The organism is Bacillus sp. PK6-013 (assembly GCF_054161445.1).
The window spans coordinates 2,703,043-2,719,139 of sequence record NZ_CP096417.1 but is presented as its reverse complement, the minus strand read 5'-3'; the positions used below and the strand labels follow the sequence as shown (position 1 = coordinate 2,719,139).

The window sequence follows — 16,097 nt, the reverse complement described above, 5'->3', positions numbered from 1 at the left end:
TTGCAAGGGTTTTTCGGAAAGTGTTTTTCAAAAAACAGCGGACGGAAAAATGATATGATATAGAAAAAGAAGTAAAGGGGATCATCCTGATGCATGAACGGTATTCAAGACAAATCAGATATCAAAACATCGGACAGGCGGGTCAGGACAGAATCAGGCAGAGCCATGTTTTGATCGTCGGAGCCGGGGCGCTCGGCACGTCGGCTGCCGAGGGGCTTGTGCGCGCAGGCATCGGTACACTGTCTATTATAGACCGCGATTATGTGGAATGGAGCAACCTGCAAAGGCAGCAGCTCTATACAGAGAAAGACGCTGAGGAAAGGCTTCCGAAAGCGGCAGCCGCAAAAGAACGTCTTTCCCAGATCAATCGCGATGTTGAGCTTCGTACATATGTTGCCGACGGCACCGTGGAAACACTCAGACCGCTGATCAAAGAAGCGGATGCTGTCATCGATGCAACGGATAACTTTGAGACCCGCATGATCATCAATGACCTTGCCCAAGAGACGGGCACTCCGTGGGTTTATGGCGCTTGTGTCAGCAGTCAGGGCATGTATATGACGATTATTCCTAAAAAAACGCCGTGCCTTGCCTGCCTGTTTGAAGATGTTCCGATTGGCGGGGCTACATGCGACACGTCGGGGATTATTTCGCCGGCCGTTCAAATGGTGTCGGCTTATCAGCAAGCTGAAATTCTAAAAATCTTAACGGACAACCAAGATGCGCTTGAAACCGCTTTTGTCACGTTTGATTTATGGGCGAACACCCACTTCCGAATGGAGATCGGCCGCAATGAGACATGTCCTTCGTGCGGAGAAACGCCGGTTTTTCCTTTCCTCAGCAACATGAGCCAAAAAAAAGCCGACGTTCTGTGCGGAAGAGAGACCGTCCAAATTCGCAGCGATATGTTAAAACGGCTGCCTAAAGAGGAACTCATGAAAAAACTTTCGGGCATCGGAAAAGTGGATGCGAATGATTATTTGCTGCATGTACAATACGAGACATTCAGAATCGTCATATTTAACGATGGAAGAGCCCTTGTTCACGGCACAAATGATATAAAAGAAGCCAACTCCATATTGGCGAGAGTCATCGGAATGTAACAACAGGAGGTTTTTTTAATGATTGAAAAAAGAACGCCCATTCCAGTTTTTGAAGCCGCTGCGCGTGTCTCTCGGCACTGGAAGCAGGGAGATACAGAGTGGATCCACCTTGAGGAGAGTCTCCATAGATTTTTAGCCGAAGATGTAAAGGCTGATCACGACGTGCCCGCTTTTGACCGTTCGCCGTACGACGGCTTTGCTGTCCGAGCTTGCGATACCGCCGGTGCTTCACGGGAAAATCCGCTGCAATTCGAGGTGGTTGATCACATTGGAGCCGGAGCCGTGTCAGGTAAAACGCTCGGTCCTTTTCAAGCTGTCAGAATTATGACCGGAGCGCAGATTCCGGAGGGCGCTGATGCGGTAGTCATGCTTGAGCTGACGAAAACCTACTCAGAAGACGGTAAAAACTATATGGTGTTAAAACGCTCATTGGAGCCGGGAGAAAATATTTCAAAAACCGGAGAAGATGCGAGAAAAGGATCAGTGCTTGTGAAGAAAGGAACCCGGATCACACCGGGTGTCGTCGCTTTGCTTGCAACATTCGGATATGCAGCGGTACCTGCAGTCAAAAAGCCTGTGGTAGGCATCATTGCCACCGGAACGGAGCTCCTGAATGTCAGCGATCCCCTCGTTCCCGGAAAAATCCGCAACAGCAATGCAGGCATGGTGGCCGCCCAGGTTGAAGAAGCAGGCGGAACCCCCCTTTATTTAGGGAAGATTTCTGATCGATTTGACGAAAGCTTTGCAGCGGTGGAAAAAGCTTTGGACAAGGTGGATTTTCTGATTACGACCGGAGGGGTGTCCGTAGGGGACTTTGATTTTCTGCCGGCAATTTACGAAAAGCTCGGGGCCGAGGTCCTGTTTAATAAAGTGGCCATGCGTCCGGGAAGTGTAACGACTGTTGCTCAATTAAACGGCAAATTGCTGTTTGGGCTCTCCGGGAACCCGTCAGCCTGCTTCGTTGGATTTGAGCTGTTTGTCAAGCCGTCCCTCCACACCTGGCTGCATCATCAAAAGCCGTATTCTTTATGTGCAGAAGCGGTTTTAAGCAAGGATTTTCCAAAGCCTAATCCGTTTACAAGATTTGTCCGCTCGTTTGTATCCATTAAAGACGGGGCGCTTCATGCGGAGCCTGTCGGCCTGGATAAATCAAGCGCCGTCACGTCGCTGGCAGATGCCAATGCGCTGATGGTTTTGCCGGGCGGAACGAGAGGCTATGAGGCCGGGGCAAGAGTGCATGTTCTGTTATACCGGGATGAGAACGGAAGTGAAGAGCTGTGGCCGCACATTTTCCAATCCTCCAGATCGTAGGGTACCAAAACAGCGGCAAAACGACGTTCGTTGAAAAACTAGCGGAAAAGCTCGGTCAGCTCGGAGTCAAGATTGGCTGCCTGAAACACCACGGACATGGAGGAGAACCGGATGTTTTCGCCGAGGGAAAGGATTCCGACCGCTTTTTTCGGGCTGGAGCGGCTGCGTCCGGCGTCGAAGGAGCAGGCGTTTTTCAGCTGAGGGCGCGCGGCGAGTGGACGCTTGATCAACTGATTGCCGCTTATGGAGTTTTAGCGGTTCAGTGTCTTCTCATCGAAGGATTTAAACATGCGCCATATCAAAAAGTTGTCATGGTCAGAAACGAAGCGGACTGTCAGCTCTTGGAGGAATTGGACGGCATCATCGCCGTCATTTATCAAAAGAGCGAGCCGAAAACGGATGTTCCATCCTTTCATATTGAAGACCCGAGCGCCGTGGCTTTTATTCTGAATCATCTAAAGGAGGAAGGCGTTTGTCTGAACGATTTGTTATAACAAAAGAGCCGATTGTCATCGAAGATATCGTCAAAAAAGTTGAAAAAAGGGAAGCCGGTGCCATCACGACGTTTATTGGAACAGTGAGAGAATGGACAAATGGAAAAAAGACACTCTATCTCGAATATGAAGCATATGTTCCAATGGCGGTCAGCATGCTTGCTCAGATCGGGAAAGAAATCAATGAAAAATGGCCTGGTACAGCTGCAGCGATTACCCATCGCATCGGCAGGCTGGACATCTCCGACGCGGCCGTGGTGATCGCGGTGTCGTCACCTCACCGGAAAGCGGCATATGAAGCGAACGAATATGCGATCGAAAGGATAAAGCAAATTGTGCCGATTTGGAAAAAAGAACATTGGGAGGACGGCGAGACTTGGATCGGCGACCAGCTTGAGACAACTGAATACCCGGAAGGGAAACCAGATTTGGAAGCAGCGGCTTCCGACAGAAAAAGAGGTGCTGACCTTTGATTAAAATTTTACTGTTTGCCCAGCTTGCCGAACAAGCGGGTGCGCAGAGCGTTGATATAGATGAAGAAAAAACGACAACAGACGACATCAGACAGTTTTTAAAAGAAACTTACAATCTTCAGGGGACGGACCGAGCGATGATCGCTGTCAACGAAGTGTACAGAAGAGGAAACAGTGAGGTTAAGTCTGGAGATACGGTTGCTCTTATTCCCCCGGTCAGCGGAGGTTGAGAACGTCGGTCGGTTCAGGCATAGAGCCTGTTACCGACCGACGTTTTTTTTCGAACCGTTTTCCAGATAAATAAAACAGCCGCGCCGTTCTTTCGAAATGTTTGGTTCTAATTTTTGAATCAAGTCATAAAGCTCACTAATACGGTGAACGTTAAAATTGGTTCTTTCTTTCAGTTTCATTTTCAGTTCTTTTGTCGTTACAATTTTTCCTTTTTGCTGTTTAATAATGTCTACGCAATGTGCTGCATAATACTCTTTAGTGGAACGTCTATGTCGCTGGATTTGTCTGTCAAGTTCTCCTAACCTTGCGTAAATCCCTTCGCGTTCTTTCCGGAAGTCCTTCCAGATTTTTTGTTCCAATTCACCTAAGAGGAGAAGCTGTTTTTTTAAAGCCTCTCTTTTCGCCATTGCAATCAACTCCGTCATTCATAATTTGATAACATTTTCTATTATTTTACATCATCTTCCTTCATTCATCAAAAAATTTCCTTTGCCAACAAGAAACTATTTTTTATTGACTGTCACATTTTAAAAAGGATTTATTTCAAGCGGAAGAAGGAGGAAAACTCCATAATAAGTCTGAATTTTGTAAAATCGGTGGAATTTTATTTCGCAAACCGATATATTAGATGATGTGTCCTTGTTTTACATGAATTGGAAAGGTGCTGGTGCAAATGGAGTCCCTTAAAAAACTAAAAGATTTTTATTGGCCTTATAAAAGAATGTTCTTGTGGTCGCTTGTGTCGATGCTTCTGATGACGGCGATCACTGTTGTTTACCCGATTATTCTGCAAATGACAATTGATGAAGTGATTCTCGGCGGAAGGTACGGTTTGGTCATATGGATCAGCCTCGGGTTCATCGCTGTCATGGCGGCGAAGGGCGCAGCTACTTTTTTTCATCAGTATCTTGGAGATATGTTCGGAATCCGCTCGGTCTACCGGTTAAGAAAAGAGCTGTATGCGAAGTTGCAGCGTCTGCCGTTCAAGTATTATGACAGCGCTAAAACGGGAGATTTAATGTCGAGGCTTACGGCTGACGTCGAAGGCATCAGATTCTTTTTATCTTTCGGTTTTGCTGAGGCGATTCGCTTTATCCTGCTTGTCACCTTCAGTCTGTCTGTCATGTTTTCTTATTCTGTGCCGCTGACTCTGGTAACGATTGCTTCTCTGCCGTTTTTAGGAGCGGTTGTCTACAGGTTTGATAAAAAAGTGCATCCGGCTTTTCGGAACATAAGAAAATCTTTCGCCCGTTTAAATACGAAAGTTCAGGAAAATATCAGCGGCATGAATACCGTTAAATCTTTATCAAAAGAAGATTTTGAGATTCAAAACTTTACTCATTCAAATGACCATTTTCGAAATAAAAACTTAAACGCTTCGTTTATCATGTCTAAATTCTTTCCGCTGATGGAGTTTATCGGCAATATTTGCCTCGTTGCCCTGTTGTCGTTCGGCGGCTGGCTCGTGATGCAAAACAGCTTAAAACCGGGGGAGCTTGTCGCTTTTTTCAGTCTTGTCAATTACTTGATGTGGCCGATCATGAACCTCGGTTATGTCATCAACCTGTTTTCACAAGCGAAAGCATCAGGAGAGCGGCTGCTGGAAATTCTTGATGTCAAAGAGGAAATCACCGACAGCGGACATGCGGTGAAAAACGGCAGACTGAACGGCGATGTCGTATTCAGCGATGTTTCCCTTCAATATACAAAAGAAAACGCTGAAGCACTGCATGGAGTGTCTTTTCAAGCCGAGCGCGGCAAAACGATTGGGTTAATCGGTGCGACGGGGTCAGGAAAGAGCAGTATCATTCAACTGCTGAGCCGCTTTTATGAGCCGACATCCGGCCGGATCATGATCGACGGCAAGCCGCTTGAACACTACTCATTAAAAATGCTGCGCTCCAATATCGGCGTCGTCCCGCAGGAATCGTTTTTATTTTCATCAACGATCAGATCAAACATATCTTATGGAAATCCTGATGCATCAATGGAAGAGATCATCGAAAGCGCGAAAAGAGCTCAGGCGCACGATTTTATCATGGAGCTTCCGAACCAATACGATACGATGCTCGGCGAGAGGGGGCTCGGACTGTCCGGTGGCCAAAAACAGCGAATCGCGATTGCGAGGGCGATTTGTCTGAACCCGGGCATTCTCATCCTCGATGATTCGACGAGTGCCGTTGACATGGAAACGGAGCACCGTATTCAGCTTGCATTGCGGGAAGTGATGCGGGATCGGACGACGTTCATCATCGCTCACAGAATCTCATCCTTAAAGCATGCCGACGAAATTCTTGTGCTCGATAAAGGTGTTGTTAAGGAAAGGGGAACACACGAACAATTATTGGAAGAAAACGGTTTATACAAACGGATTTTTGATTTGCAGTATAAAGATCAAAATGTGTTGAATGAGCCGCATTTTGCAGGATAGGAGGCTCTTGCTATGGAAAATCAGGCGAAAAAACAAACATTGATGAACCGGTTTTTTTATACTTCAGACCAAATCATTGAAAAGCCTTTTAACTGGGCGCAGATGTGGAGGCTGCTCAAATATTTAAAGCCTTACCGAAAAAATCTGCTGCCGCTCTCCTTTTTAACGGTCATGATCTCGGCGGCGATCCGGCTGACGGTGCCGATTTTGATCGGCGTCTATGCGCTCGACAAAGCAATCGCAGGCCGGGATATGAATCTTCTTGCGATTCTGATCTCCGTCATCAGTGGATTATATCTTGTCAATTATGTTAGCAATGTGTTGAGAATCCGCTGGATGAACAAGCTTGGCCAGCATGTCATTTATGATCTCAGACAGCATTTATTTACGCATGTTCAGCGGCTGTCGCATCGCTTTTTCGATGAGCGTTCGGCAGGTTCTATCCTTGTCCGGATCATGAATGACATCAATTCTCTGCAGGAATTATTTACGAGCGGAGTCATCAATTTATTGATGGATATCCTGCTCCTCTTCGGTATTATCGTCATTCTGTTTTCGCTCAGTCCTGAGCTGACCATCGCCATCATGGTGACGCTGCCTGTTATGTTCTTCATTTCAACCAATCTCAGAAGGAAAATCCGACGATCCTGGCAAAAGGTGCGCTTAAAGCAGTCCAAACTGAATTCCCATTTGAATGAAAGCATTCAAGGCATCCGGGTCACTCAGGCATTTACGCAGGAAAAAGAGAATATGATGTATTTTGAAGGCGTCAACAGCGAGAACTTTGAAGCCTGGCAGGAAGCGACGAAAAAAAATGCGACATTCCGCCCGCTTGTAGAAATGACAAACGCCGTCGGGACGGCCATTTTAATCTGGTACGGCACAAGCTTAATCATCAATGAAACGATTACGATCGGTGTATTTGTCTCATTCGCCTTCTATCTCGGAATGTTCTGGGAGCCGATTTCAAGGCTCGGCCAAGTCTACAACCAGCTGTTGATGGGGATGGCTTCGTCAGAGAGGATATTTGAATTTCTGGATGAAAAACCGAGTGTCGCAGACAAGGAAGATGCGGTCAAAATTAAAGAATTAAAAGGCCGGATCGAATTTGAACAGGTGGAATTTTCTTATGACGGGAATCGCAAGGCGCTGCACAGCATTTCATTTGAGGTGCCGGCGGGAACATCGCTCGCGCTTGTCGGACATACAGGATCAGGGAAGACGACGATCGCGAATCTGATCAGCAGGTTTTACGATGCAACAGGCGGGACTGTCAAAGTGGACGGAATACCGATTACCGATATCTCGCTTTCCGATCTTCGTTCGCAAATCAGCATCGTGCTGCAGGATACGTTTATTTTTTCCGGAACGATTATGGAAAATATTCGTTTTGGCCGTCCGAATGCCGCCGATGAAGAAGTGATCGAAGCAGCAAAAGCTGTCGGGGCCGATTCGTTTATTTCAGCGCTTCCGAATGGATACGCCACAGAAGTGGAAGAACGCGGCAATGTATTATCGGCAGGTGAGCGGCAGCTCATTTCATTCGCGAGGGCGCTCCTGGCAGACCCTCGCATTCTGATCCTTGATGAAGCAACCGCAAGTATTGACACAGAAACGGAAGTCAAGATTCAGGCTGCATTGAAAACCCTGCTCCATGGCAGAACGGCTATTATGATCGCTCACAGGCTTTCAACGATAAGGGATGCGGATAAAATCCTGGTTCTTGACCACGGCCGGAAAATAGAGGAAGGAAATCACCAGGAATTAATCGAAAAACGTGGAATGTATTATGAGCTGGTGAAAGCGCAGTATCAAATGTTTCAGCGAAACTAAACTGAAACCGTCCGCGGCCGCATATTCTGAAATGCGGCCGGGGCGTTTTTTTGAGAAAACAGAGGTGAAACATTTTAGATGATTCTGCGTATAAACTGGTAATTCATTTTTTAAGGGGGATACATATGGAAACGCATTTAGAAACTGAAAAAGTAAAAAATCCGTCATTGTTCGGATTGATTACCCATCCCGGAGAACAGTTTGAGAGAATGAGAGAAAAGCCGGCTGTCTGGTTTCCGCTTGTTATTGTTTTATTATTGTCGGTTACCGGCGCGTATATGCTCAGCGAAAAAACGGTGTTATCTACCGATTTGTCGGAAATGCCGGGAGATGATGAAACATTTGAAGCCACTATGAAGAGAATCGGGATCATCGGCGGGATCATCGGCGGGATCATCGGCTTTGTGATTGCCTTGCTGATCAGCGCTTTAATCTATTGGCTGATTGTCAAAATCGGAAGAGGAACAACCAATTTTGTTCACATGTTTTCGCTGTCTGTTTTTACATATTTTATTGCGGCTATCGGGCAATTCATAGGCGGGCTTGTGATCTATTATTCAAATATTGATCCCACGATCGCCATCACGTCTTTAAGCAGCATCATCCCGGCAGACGAGCCGCTCAAATCGGTATTAGGTGTATTTGATATTTTCACCATCTGGTCGCTCGCACTGGTTGCACTGGGTCTCCAAAAGGTTGGGGGCATCTCCAAAAAAGCGGCTTGGACCGGTGTGATCATTTTATTTGTGATCTCCATTTTGCTCGCTTTAACAGGCGGAATCGCGAGGAATTTCTTCGATACATTTGAAGGAGCAATGTAAATGAAAAAAATATGGATCGGCATTATCATTGTTGGGGCTGCTGCGCTTTTTATCGGACTCAACCTCTACCGCTCGGTGCAAACGGGCGGAGGGGCTGAAACAGCGGTCCAAACCGTCAAATTGGAAGAGAGAGAGATTTCTTCTGAAGTCATGGTTCCGGGCACCCTAAAGTTTGCCAACGAACAATACGAATATTTTGAACCAGAAAAAGGGAAAATTGCCGACGTCAAAGTAAAAGAAGGCGACAAGGTGAAAAAAGGAGATGTGCTTTTCACCTATACGAACGAAGAAATTCGCCTGGAAAAAGAACAGAATGCGTTATCCATTCAATCGAAGGAACTCCAGCTTGAACAGGTAAAGCGAAAAATCAGCAGCCTAAAAAGCAAGGAAGACGAGCTGAAGGCTGAGCTGGGTGCGGAAAAAGCCAAAAGGCAAATGGATGACGAACGGTCCCAGCTTGAAATGGAAGAAAAATCGCTTCAGCTTGAGCTGAAACAAGCCGACCTGCAAAAGGAAACGCTCGCGAAAAAATCAGCAGCGCTGCAAGTGAAAAGCGGCATTGACGGGACAGTGATCACCGCTGATAAACAAGCTGCCTTAAAGCAATCGGATATTCAAAAGCCGGTTATACATATAGGTAACGAGGACAAGCTTGTCGTTAAAGGTGTGCTGTCAGAGTATGACACATTGAAAGTGAAAAAGGGACAGAACGTGACCATCACGTCGGATGTCATCCAAAATAAAGAGTGGCGGGGCAGAATCTCTCAAGTCGGATTGGTTCCCGAAGAAGAGGCGTCTGCAGGTGTTGCGGGAGGAAAGGAACAAGCTGTTCAATATCCGTTTGAAGTCAAAATAAAAGGGGAGCGTCCTAAAGCAAAGCCCGGCTTCAATATGATTCTCAAAATCCAGACGGACAAAAGAACCATTCAGGCTCTTCCTGAAGATGCCGTCAAGCAGGATGATGATCAATCATACGTGTATGCCGTCAGAGACGGAAAGGCGAAAAGGATCAATGTCAAAACCGGCGAGAAAGCAGATGGCGTCGTTGAAATTACCGGCGGTCTGACGAACAAGGACCGGGTTATCGCAAACCCGGCCGAGGACATGAAAAGCGGAACGGAAGTGAAGCTTCAATGATTGAGCTTTCCCACGTGAAAAAAAGCTACCAAATCGGAGGGGAAACCATTGATGTTCTCAGGGAGATCAATATGAAAATTGAGCCGGGTGAATATCTGTCCATCATGGGGCCTTCCGGTTCTGGAAAATCGACAATCATGAACATTATCGGCTGTCTTGACCGCCCGACATCGGGTATTTACAGGCTGGACGGCGAGGATATTTCATCATATGGTGAAAGGGAGCTTGCCGGCGTCAGAAACCGTTTAATCGGTTTTGTTTTTCAGCAGTTTCAGCTTCTGCCGAGACTGAATGCCATAAAGAATGTGGAGCTTCCGATGATCTACTCCGGCATTCCAAGAAAAGAGCGGCGGGAGCGGGCCGAACGGGCGCTTGAAAAAGTCGGGCTCAAGGATAGAATGCGCCATTTGCCGAACGAGCTTTCCGGCGGCCAAAAACAGCGTGTAGCCATCGCAAGAGCGATCGTCAATGAACCGAAGCTGATATTGGCCGATGAACCGACCGGAGCGCTCGATACGAAAACAAGCCGGGACATCATGGAGCAATTCACCGAATTGAATGAGGAAGGAACGACGGTGGTGCTCGTCACCCACGAACCGGAGATTGCAGATTATACAAGCCGGATCATCATGGTGAGGGACGGTGTGATCGTCTCGCCGGAAACAGAGCGGAGGGGGACGGTGCAATGAATCTCATCGAAAACTTGAGAATGGCGTTAAGTTCCATCCTTTCCCATAAACTGCGCTCGATTTTAACAATGCTCGGAATCATTATCGGTGTAGGCTCTGTTATTGTCGTTGTTGCAGCGGGGCAAGGAGGAGAGCAAATGCTCAAGCAGACGATCAGCGGGCCCGGCAACACGGTCGAAATCTATTATCAGCCCAGCAATGAAGAATTGACGTCCAATCCCAACGCCTATTTAGACGCCGGCTTCACCGAAGAAGACATCAGAAGTTTAAAGTCACTCGAAGGCGTGAAGCATGTCGTTGCGAAAACTACCGAGTCTATGAATGTCCGTTTCCGGGATGAAAAAACGGATGCCGCTGTAAACGGCATTAATGACGGATATATCAGCATCAACTCGATGGAAGTCGAAAAGGGAAGAGAGTTTTCAGAAGAGGATTACAATGCCGGAAGCAGGGTCGCCGTCGTTTCGCCGAAACTTGCGGAGGAACTTTTTTCTCAGCAGTCGCCTCTCGGCCGCGTCGTATGGATCAATGGCCAGCCCGTTGAAATCATCGGCGTATTAAAAGAAGAAACCGGGCTGCTTGCGTTGGGGATGAATGAGATGTATGTTCCGTTTTCAATGTTAAAATCGTCCTTCGGCATTAGCGACTATGACTCTGTCTCCGTTCAAGCTGAATCTGCCGACCATCTGCAAGCCGTCGGAAAGCAGGCTGCCGCGGCCGTCAACAACAATCACGGCACCACGGACTCGTACGAAGTGATGAACATGGAGGCCATAGCGGCCGGGATCAGCCAGATTACAACAATTATGACGATGTTCATCGGCTCAATTGCAGGCATATCTTTACTCGTTGGCGGGATCGGCGTCATGAATATTATGCTGGTGTCGGTCACGGAACGGACGAGGGAAATCGGGATTCGAAAATCGCTTGGTGCAACAAGAGGCCAGATTTTGATGCAATTTTTAATAGAATCGTCTTTGATCACGCTGATTGGCGGGGTGTTTGGCATCGGCCTCGGATACGGCGGAGCCGCCCTAGTTTCGTTTTTTGCCGGTTGGCCGCCGCTCGTTTCCTGGCAGGTGGTCCTCGGAGGCGTCCTGTTCAGCATGGCGATCGGGGTTATCTTTGGCCTCATCCCGGCCAATAAAGCGGCCCGCCTTCATCCGATTGATGCATTGAGGTATGAGTAAAGCGGCATATAGCCGTCAGCCGATAAGCGTCACTTTGAAACACCCGCTCCTACTCATGAGCATCGACTTAGCAGGCCTGACAACAAATGCGAGAGTTTGTCGACACGCTGAAACCGCCTTTAGAGGCGGTTTCAGCTTGTCGACAAAGCCACAAAAAGTGGCTTGATCGACAAGCTTTTTTTGTTAAAATGTGAGTGAAATCTAGTTTTTGGAGGTTTTTCCATGTTGTCTAAGCACTCTAAAGATCAGCGCGAACAGCTTGAAGTCTTTGCCTTAAGTGAACTTGTCCCGGAAGACCATCTGGTCAGGAAAATAGAAGAAGCTATGGACTTTTCTTTTATTTATGAAAAAGTTGCTCCCCTTTATTCTTCAAAAGGGCGCCCAAGCATTGATCCCGTTGTATTGATCAAAATGGTTCTGATTCAGTACGTGTTTGGCCACCGCTCGATGCGCGAAACCATTAAACGGATCGAAACCGATGTCGCTTATCGCTGGTTTATTGGATATGGATTTTCTGAAAAAATCCCTCATTTTTCAACCTTCAGTAAAAACTATGAGCGCCGTTTTCATGATACGGACCTATTTGAAACAATCTTCTATAAAATCTTGCGTCAGGCCATGGATCTCGGTCTTGTCGACCCGTCGGTCGCCTTTATCGATGGAACCCATGTCAAAGCCAATGCGAATAAGAAAAAGTTTGTGAAGAAGATTGTGAGAAAAGAAACAAGAGCTTATCAGGAACAATTAGATCGAGAAATTAATGCCGATCGCGAAGCCAACGGCAAAAAGCCCTTAAAGCCCAGGCAATGCTCAGAAGAACGGGAAATAAAAGAAAGTACGACAGATCCTGAGAGCGGTTATTTTGTAAAAGGTGAACGGGAACGTCTTTTTGCTTATGGTTTTCATACAGCTTGTGACCGGAATGGATTTGTGCTGGGGACGGTTGTTGAGCCTGCCAATATTCATGACAGCCAAGTGTTCACGACCCTGTTTCAACAGGTGAAAGAGCACGTCGCCAAGCCTCATACGGTCGCAGTTGATGCCGGATATAAAACGCCGTTTATCGCAAAATTTCTAAGTGATCAAAATGTCCATCCCGTCATGCCCTACACCCGACCACAAACTAAAAAAGGGTTCATGAGAAAACATGAATATGTATACGATGAATATTACGATGCTTATATTTGCCCTGACGATCATGTTCTGACATATCGCACAACCAACCGTGAAGGCTATCGGATTTATGCATCAGATCCAAACCGATGTGAACACTGTTCTTTTTTGAAGCAATGTACGGAAAGTCGAAATCATCGAAAGATGATTCACAGGCATCTCTGGCAGGATCATTTGGATGAAGCCGACCATCTTCGCTACACGGATGAGAATAGGCGAATCTACGCCAAACGCAAAGAAACGATCGAACGGGTTTTTGCGGATTTAAAACACAAGCATGGCCTGCGCTGGACAACCCTACGGGGTAAGAAAAAATTGTCCATGCAGGCGATGCTTGTTTTCACTGCCATGAATCTCAAAAAGCTGGCGAATTGGACTTGGAAAAGTCCAATTCGCCAGCATTCTCATCGAAAAAACAGAATAAATTGGACAAAAATAGGTCGGATTATAAAAATCCGACCTATTTTGTCAACAGTCTGAAACCGCCTTTAGAGGCGGTTTTTTTGTATGCGAAAATTAAACTAAATTTAAAAATACACTTCTTACATTAATGATAGACTTAAAAGTGCTGAAAAATTGATCATTATGTTATGAAAGAGGTATTACAGGAGGAATTTTAGAGTGGAAGCCAATATAGAAACAGCAACTCAAGTAAAAAAACCGTCACTGTTCGGTATCATCACGAGCCCTGTCCGTCAGTTTGAAAGAATGAGAGAAAGGCCCGCAATTTGGCTGCCGATGATCATCGTGCTGGCGTTATCCGCCTTTTCCGTTTATCTTGTTTGTTGGGAACTAAGTGAGTTTCTTGGTTTGGATATAGATCCTGGACTAGAGGCCGCCCGTAATGTTTTTCAGTCTGTCATATTCTTCGTGCTCAGCGCTTTAGTATTGTGGCTGATTGCTAAAATAGGCGGCGGAAACACCAATTTTGCCTGCATGGTGTCTCTGTCTGTCTTTGCCACATTTGTACCTGTTATCAGAGACGTCATCATCGGTTTGGTGTATTATGCTTCGAATTCTGAGATCGCGTTTTCGTTCTCATCTCTTGATGGATATATTCCGGCCGAGGAGCCTCTTCTGAGCGTCCTGGAGATGTTTGATGTTTTTACAATCTGGGCATATGTGCTGGTGGCGGTAGGACTGCAAAAAGCAGCGGGCGCTTCAAAGCGGGCGGCTTGGATCGGTGTTTTCGTCATATTTATTATGATGCTGATGTTGTCTTATTTATTAGGCTTATGGCAAGTATTTTTAGAACGTTCATTAGGCTGATGCATTATTGTAAAACCTCATGCGGCGAGCATGAGGTTTTTCTGAATGGTGTTTGAAGGAATAGATAATAATAATGTCACATATTTTTGCGGATTTTTATAGTTTATACAGTTTACAAACGGTACATATCACGATAATATGTTAAAATGTGAAAGATTTTGATGGTTATTGAATGAATTTGAAAGATTTTTGTTGAGTTATGTCGAAAAAGCGTTTACAATGTAATTGTAAGCTAAATGAAGGCGTTTCCAAAAGGGGTGATAATGTGTTGACTCCCGAACGGCATCAGTTGATTATTGACGAGATTGAAAAGCATGATGTCGTGAAAATCCAGTACTTAATGAATTTAACGAACGCATCTGAGTCAACGATCAGAAGAGATTTGTCGACGCTGGAAGCCCGCGGATATTTAAAGCGTGTTCATGGAGGGGCATCGAGGCTTTCCGATATTCGTACAGAGCCTGACATGCTAGAGAAATCATCCAAAAACCTTCATGAAAAGAGAAAAATCGCTCAAGAAGCGGCCTCACTTCTTGAAGAAGGCGATTGTATCTACCTTGATGCCGGAACGACCACATTGCAAATGATCGATTTTATCGATCCGGAGATGGATATTATCGTGGTCACAAATGGAGTCATGCACATTGAGGCATTAGGTAAAAAAGGCATTACTTTTTATTTATTAGGCGGGTATGTGAAGTATAAAACCGGAGCAATCGTGGGCGGTTCGGCTTTATCAGCCATCAGCCAATACCGGTTTGACAAAAGCTTCATCGGCGTCAATGGCATTCATAAAGAAGCGGGATTTACGACTCCGGATCCTGAAGAAGCGCTTTTGAAAACAAAAGCTGTCAACCAGGCGAAAAAAGCATTTATTTTAGCTGACGTTTCCAAGTTTGGGGAAATTTCATTTTCTGCCTTTGCCGGTTTAGACGAAGCAACTATCATTACAGCAGGATCTGCAAAACATTCATTTGATAACTATCAAGAAAAAACTGTCGTAAAGGTAGTGAAAACATGATATACACTGTAACTCTCAACCCATCGGTCGACTATATTGTTCACGTTGAAGAATTTTCCGTAGGCGGGCTGAATCGTTCAGTCTATGACACGAAATATCCCGGAGGCAAAGGAATCAATGTCTCACGCGTACTGAACAGACACCATGTACCTTCTAAAGTTCTCGGTTTTATCGGCGGTTTTACCGGGGGGTACATCAAATCATTTCTCGAAGAAGAGAAGCTTGAAACAGCTTTTCATGAGGTGAATGGAGACACGCGCATCAATGTCAAATTGAAGACCGGGGATGAGACGGAAATCAACGGGCAGGGGCCCGTCATCAGCCAAGAAGATTTCGCGGCCTTTTTAGACCAGTTTTCAGCGATGAAAGAAGGGGACATTGTCGTATTGGCTGGCAGCATTCCTTCTTCATTGCCGCAGGACACCTATGAAAAGATTGCAGAAAAGTGTGAAGAGCAAAATGTCCGGGTTGTCGTTGATATTTCGGGTGAGGCACTCCTAAAAGCAGCAGAAATGAAGCCGCTTTTAATGAAACCGAATCATCACGAGCTCGGTGAAATGTTTGGGACAACCATCACTTCAGCGGAAGAAGCGGTGCCTTATGGTAAGAAACTCGTTGAACGCGGGGCCGAAAACGCGATCGTTTCCATGGCTGGGGAAGGCGCACTTTTATTTACAAAAGACGGCGTCTACCATGCCAACGTACCTAAAGGAAAGCTCGTGAACTCAGTCGGCGCCGGAGATTCAGTGGTTGCAGGCTTTCTCGCAGGCATTGAAAAACAGCTCGACACCAAAGAAGCTTTTCGCTTAGGTGTCGCGTCAGGAAGCGCAACCGCCTTTTCAGAGGAGCTGGGAGCGGAAGAGCTCGTTCACAAGCTGCTTCCGGAAGTTCAAGTCAAAGCGATTTAAAGGAGGAAAGGTT

The 16,097-nt window shown here is 46.2% G+C and carries 16 protein-coding genes; 15 read left to right on the top strand and 1 reads right to left on the bottom strand.

Annotated elements, in window-relative coordinates:
• The first annotated feature begins 89 nt into the window (after window positions 1-89).
• Genes M1E03_RS13685 through moaD form a run of 5 tightly spaced genes read left to right on the top strand, consistent with a single transcriptional unit; the run spans window position 90 to window position 3,611 of the window.
• Window positions 90-1,103, top strand: a complete 1,014-nt coding sequence (locus M1E03_RS13685; protein WP_026579783.1) for a molybdopterin-synthase adenylyltransferase MoeB — start codon at window positions 90-92, stop codon at window positions 1,101-1,103.
• Between the two features lie 18 nt (window positions 1,104-1,121).
• Complete coding sequence (locus tag M1E03_RS13680; protein WP_020451213.1) at window positions 1,122-2,414, top strand: molybdopterin molybdotransferase MoeA; 1,293 nt, start codon at window positions 1,122-1,124, stop codon at window positions 2,412-2,414.
• Window positions 2,381-2,908 (top strand): molybdopterin-guanine dinucleotide biosynthesis protein B, encoded by a 528-nt coding sequence (mobB, locus tag M1E03_RS13675; RefSeq protein WP_020451214.1) that lies wholly within the window; start codon window positions 2,381-2,383, stop codon window positions 2,906-2,908. Before M1E03_RS13680 ends, mobB begins: the two co-directional genes overlap by 34 nt.
• Window positions 2,887-3,381, top strand: a complete 495-nt coding sequence (locus tag M1E03_RS13670) for a molybdenum cofactor biosynthesis protein MoaE (protein WP_020451215.1) — start codon at window positions 2,887-2,889, stop codon at window positions 3,379-3,381. The genes mobB and M1E03_RS13670 overlap by 22 nt, the downstream gene beginning before the upstream one ends.
• On the top strand, window positions 3,378-3,611 hold the full coding sequence (gene moaD, locus M1E03_RS13665; protein ID WP_023857283.1) for a molybdopterin converting factor subunit 1: 234 nt from the start codon (window positions 3,378-3,380) through the stop codon (window positions 3,609-3,611). Before M1E03_RS13670 ends, moaD begins: the two co-directional genes overlap by 4 nt.
• 30 nt (window positions 3,612-3,641) lie before the next feature.
• Here moaD and M1E03_RS13660 read toward each other — a convergent pair whose 3' ends face one another.
• Entirely contained in the window at window positions 3,642-4,019 is a 378-nt protein-coding gene (locus M1E03_RS13660; RefSeq protein WP_020451217.1) for a Rok-like winged helix domain-containing protein, read from the bottom strand.
• A gap of 266 nt (window positions 4,020-4,285) precedes the next feature.
• Between M1E03_RS13660 and M1E03_RS13655 the strand changes: the two genes are divergently transcribed.
• The 10 genes from M1E03_RS13655 to pfkB all read left to right on the top strand — a co-directional run bounded on the left by M1E03_RS13655 (window position 4,286) and on the right by pfkB (window position 16,084).
• A complete protein-coding gene (locus tag M1E03_RS13655; protein WP_411202479.1) occupies window positions 4,286-6,043 on the top strand; it encodes an ABC transporter ATP-binding protein in 1,758 nt (585 codons plus the stop codon).
• 12 nt (window positions 6,044-6,055) lie between these two features.
• Entirely contained in the window at window positions 6,056-7,876 is a 1,821-nt protein-coding gene (locus M1E03_RS13650; RefSeq protein WP_458110472.1) for an ABC transporter ATP-binding protein, read from the top strand.
• A 125-nt stretch (window positions 7,877-8,001) separates the two neighbouring features.
• Window positions 8,002-8,697, top strand: coding sequence for a Yip1 family protein (locus M1E03_RS13645; RefSeq protein ID WP_020451220.1), 696 nt, complete (start codon window positions 8,002-8,004; stop codon window positions 8,695-8,697).
• On the top strand, window positions 8,698-9,834 hold the full coding sequence (locus M1E03_RS13640; protein WP_458110471.1) for an efflux RND transporter periplasmic adaptor subunit: 1,137 nt from the start codon (window positions 8,698-8,700) through the stop codon (window positions 9,832-9,834).
• Window positions 9,831-10,523: an ABC transporter ATP-binding protein gene (locus tag M1E03_RS13635; RefSeq protein ID WP_026579780.1), complete on the top strand. Its 693-nt coding sequence runs from the start codon at window positions 9,831-9,833 to the stop codon at window positions 10,521-10,523. Before M1E03_RS13640 ends, M1E03_RS13635 begins: the two co-directional genes overlap by 4 nt.
• On the top strand, window positions 10,520-11,713 hold the full coding sequence (locus M1E03_RS13630) for an ABC transporter permease (RefSeq protein WP_020451223.1): 1,194 nt from the start codon (window positions 10,520-10,522) through the stop codon (window positions 11,711-11,713). The genes M1E03_RS13635 and M1E03_RS13630 overlap by 4 nt, the downstream gene beginning before the upstream one ends.
• A gap of 222 nt (window positions 11,714-11,935) precedes the next feature.
• Complete coding sequence (locus M1E03_RS13625; RefSeq protein WP_020451077.1) at window positions 11,936-13,366, top strand: IS1182 family transposase; 1,431 nt, start codon at window positions 11,936-11,938, stop codon at window positions 13,364-13,366.
• Window positions 13,367-13,507: 141 nt separating this feature from the next.
• Entirely contained in the window at window positions 13,508-14,155 is a 648-nt protein-coding gene (locus tag M1E03_RS13620; RefSeq protein ID WP_020451224.1) for a Yip1 family protein, read from the top strand.
• 265 nt (window positions 14,156-14,420) lie between these two features.
• Entirely contained in the window at window positions 14,421-15,176 is a 756-nt protein-coding gene (locus M1E03_RS13615) for a DeoR/GlpR family DNA-binding transcription regulator (protein ID WP_020451225.1), read from the top strand.
• Entirely contained in the window at window positions 15,173-16,084 is a 912-nt protein-coding gene (gene pfkB, locus M1E03_RS13610) for a 1-phosphofructokinase (RefSeq protein ID WP_026579779.1), read from the top strand. The genes M1E03_RS13615 and pfkB overlap by 4 nt, the downstream gene beginning before the upstream one ends.
• Window positions 16,085-16,097 lie beyond the last annotated feature (13 nt).

Bases quoted from the DNA above. Each gene is read 5' to 3' on its own strand.
- pfkB (WP_026579779.1), top strand. From the start codon at position 15,173: ATGATATACACTGTAACTCTCAACCCATCGGTCGACTATATTGTTCAC.
- M1E03_RS13630 (WP_020451223.1), top strand. From the start codon at position 10,520: ATGAATCTCATCGAAAACTTGAGAATGGCGTTAAGTTCCATCCTTTCC.
- M1E03_RS13650 (WP_458110472.1), top strand. From the start codon at position 6,056: ATGGAAAATCAGGCGAAAAAACAAACATTGATGAACCGGTTTTTTTAT.
- M1E03_RS13640 (WP_458110471.1), top strand. From the start codon at position 8,698: ATGAAAAAAATATGGATCGGCATTATCATTGTTGGGGCTGCTGCGCTT.
- M1E03_RS13680 (WP_020451213.1), top strand. From the start codon at position 1,122: ATGATTGAAAAAAGAACGCCCATTCCAGTTTTTGAAGCCGCTGCGCGT.
- M1E03_RS13660 (WP_020451217.1), bottom strand. From the start codon at position 4,019: ATGGCGAAAAGAGAGGCTTTAAAAAAACAGCTTCTCCTCTTAGGTGAA.
- M1E03_RS13685 (WP_026579783.1), top strand. From the start codon at position 90: ATGCATGAACGGTATTCAAGACAAATCAGATATCAAAACATCGGACAG.
- M1E03_RS13625 (WP_020451077.1), top strand. From the start codon at position 11,936: ATGTTGTCTAAGCACTCTAAAGATCAGCGCGAACAGCTTGAAGTCTTT.
- M1E03_RS13655 (WP_411202479.1), top strand. From the start codon at position 4,286: ATGGAGTCCCTTAAAAAACTAAAAGATTTTTATTGGCCTTATAAAAGA.
- M1E03_RS13645 (WP_020451220.1), top strand. From the start codon at position 8,002: ATGGAAACGCATTTAGAAACTGAAAAAGTAAAAAATCCGTCATTGTTC.
- M1E03_RS13635 (WP_026579780.1), top strand. From the start codon at position 9,831: ATGATTGAGCTTTCCCACGTGAAAAAAAGCTACCAAATCGGAGGGGAA.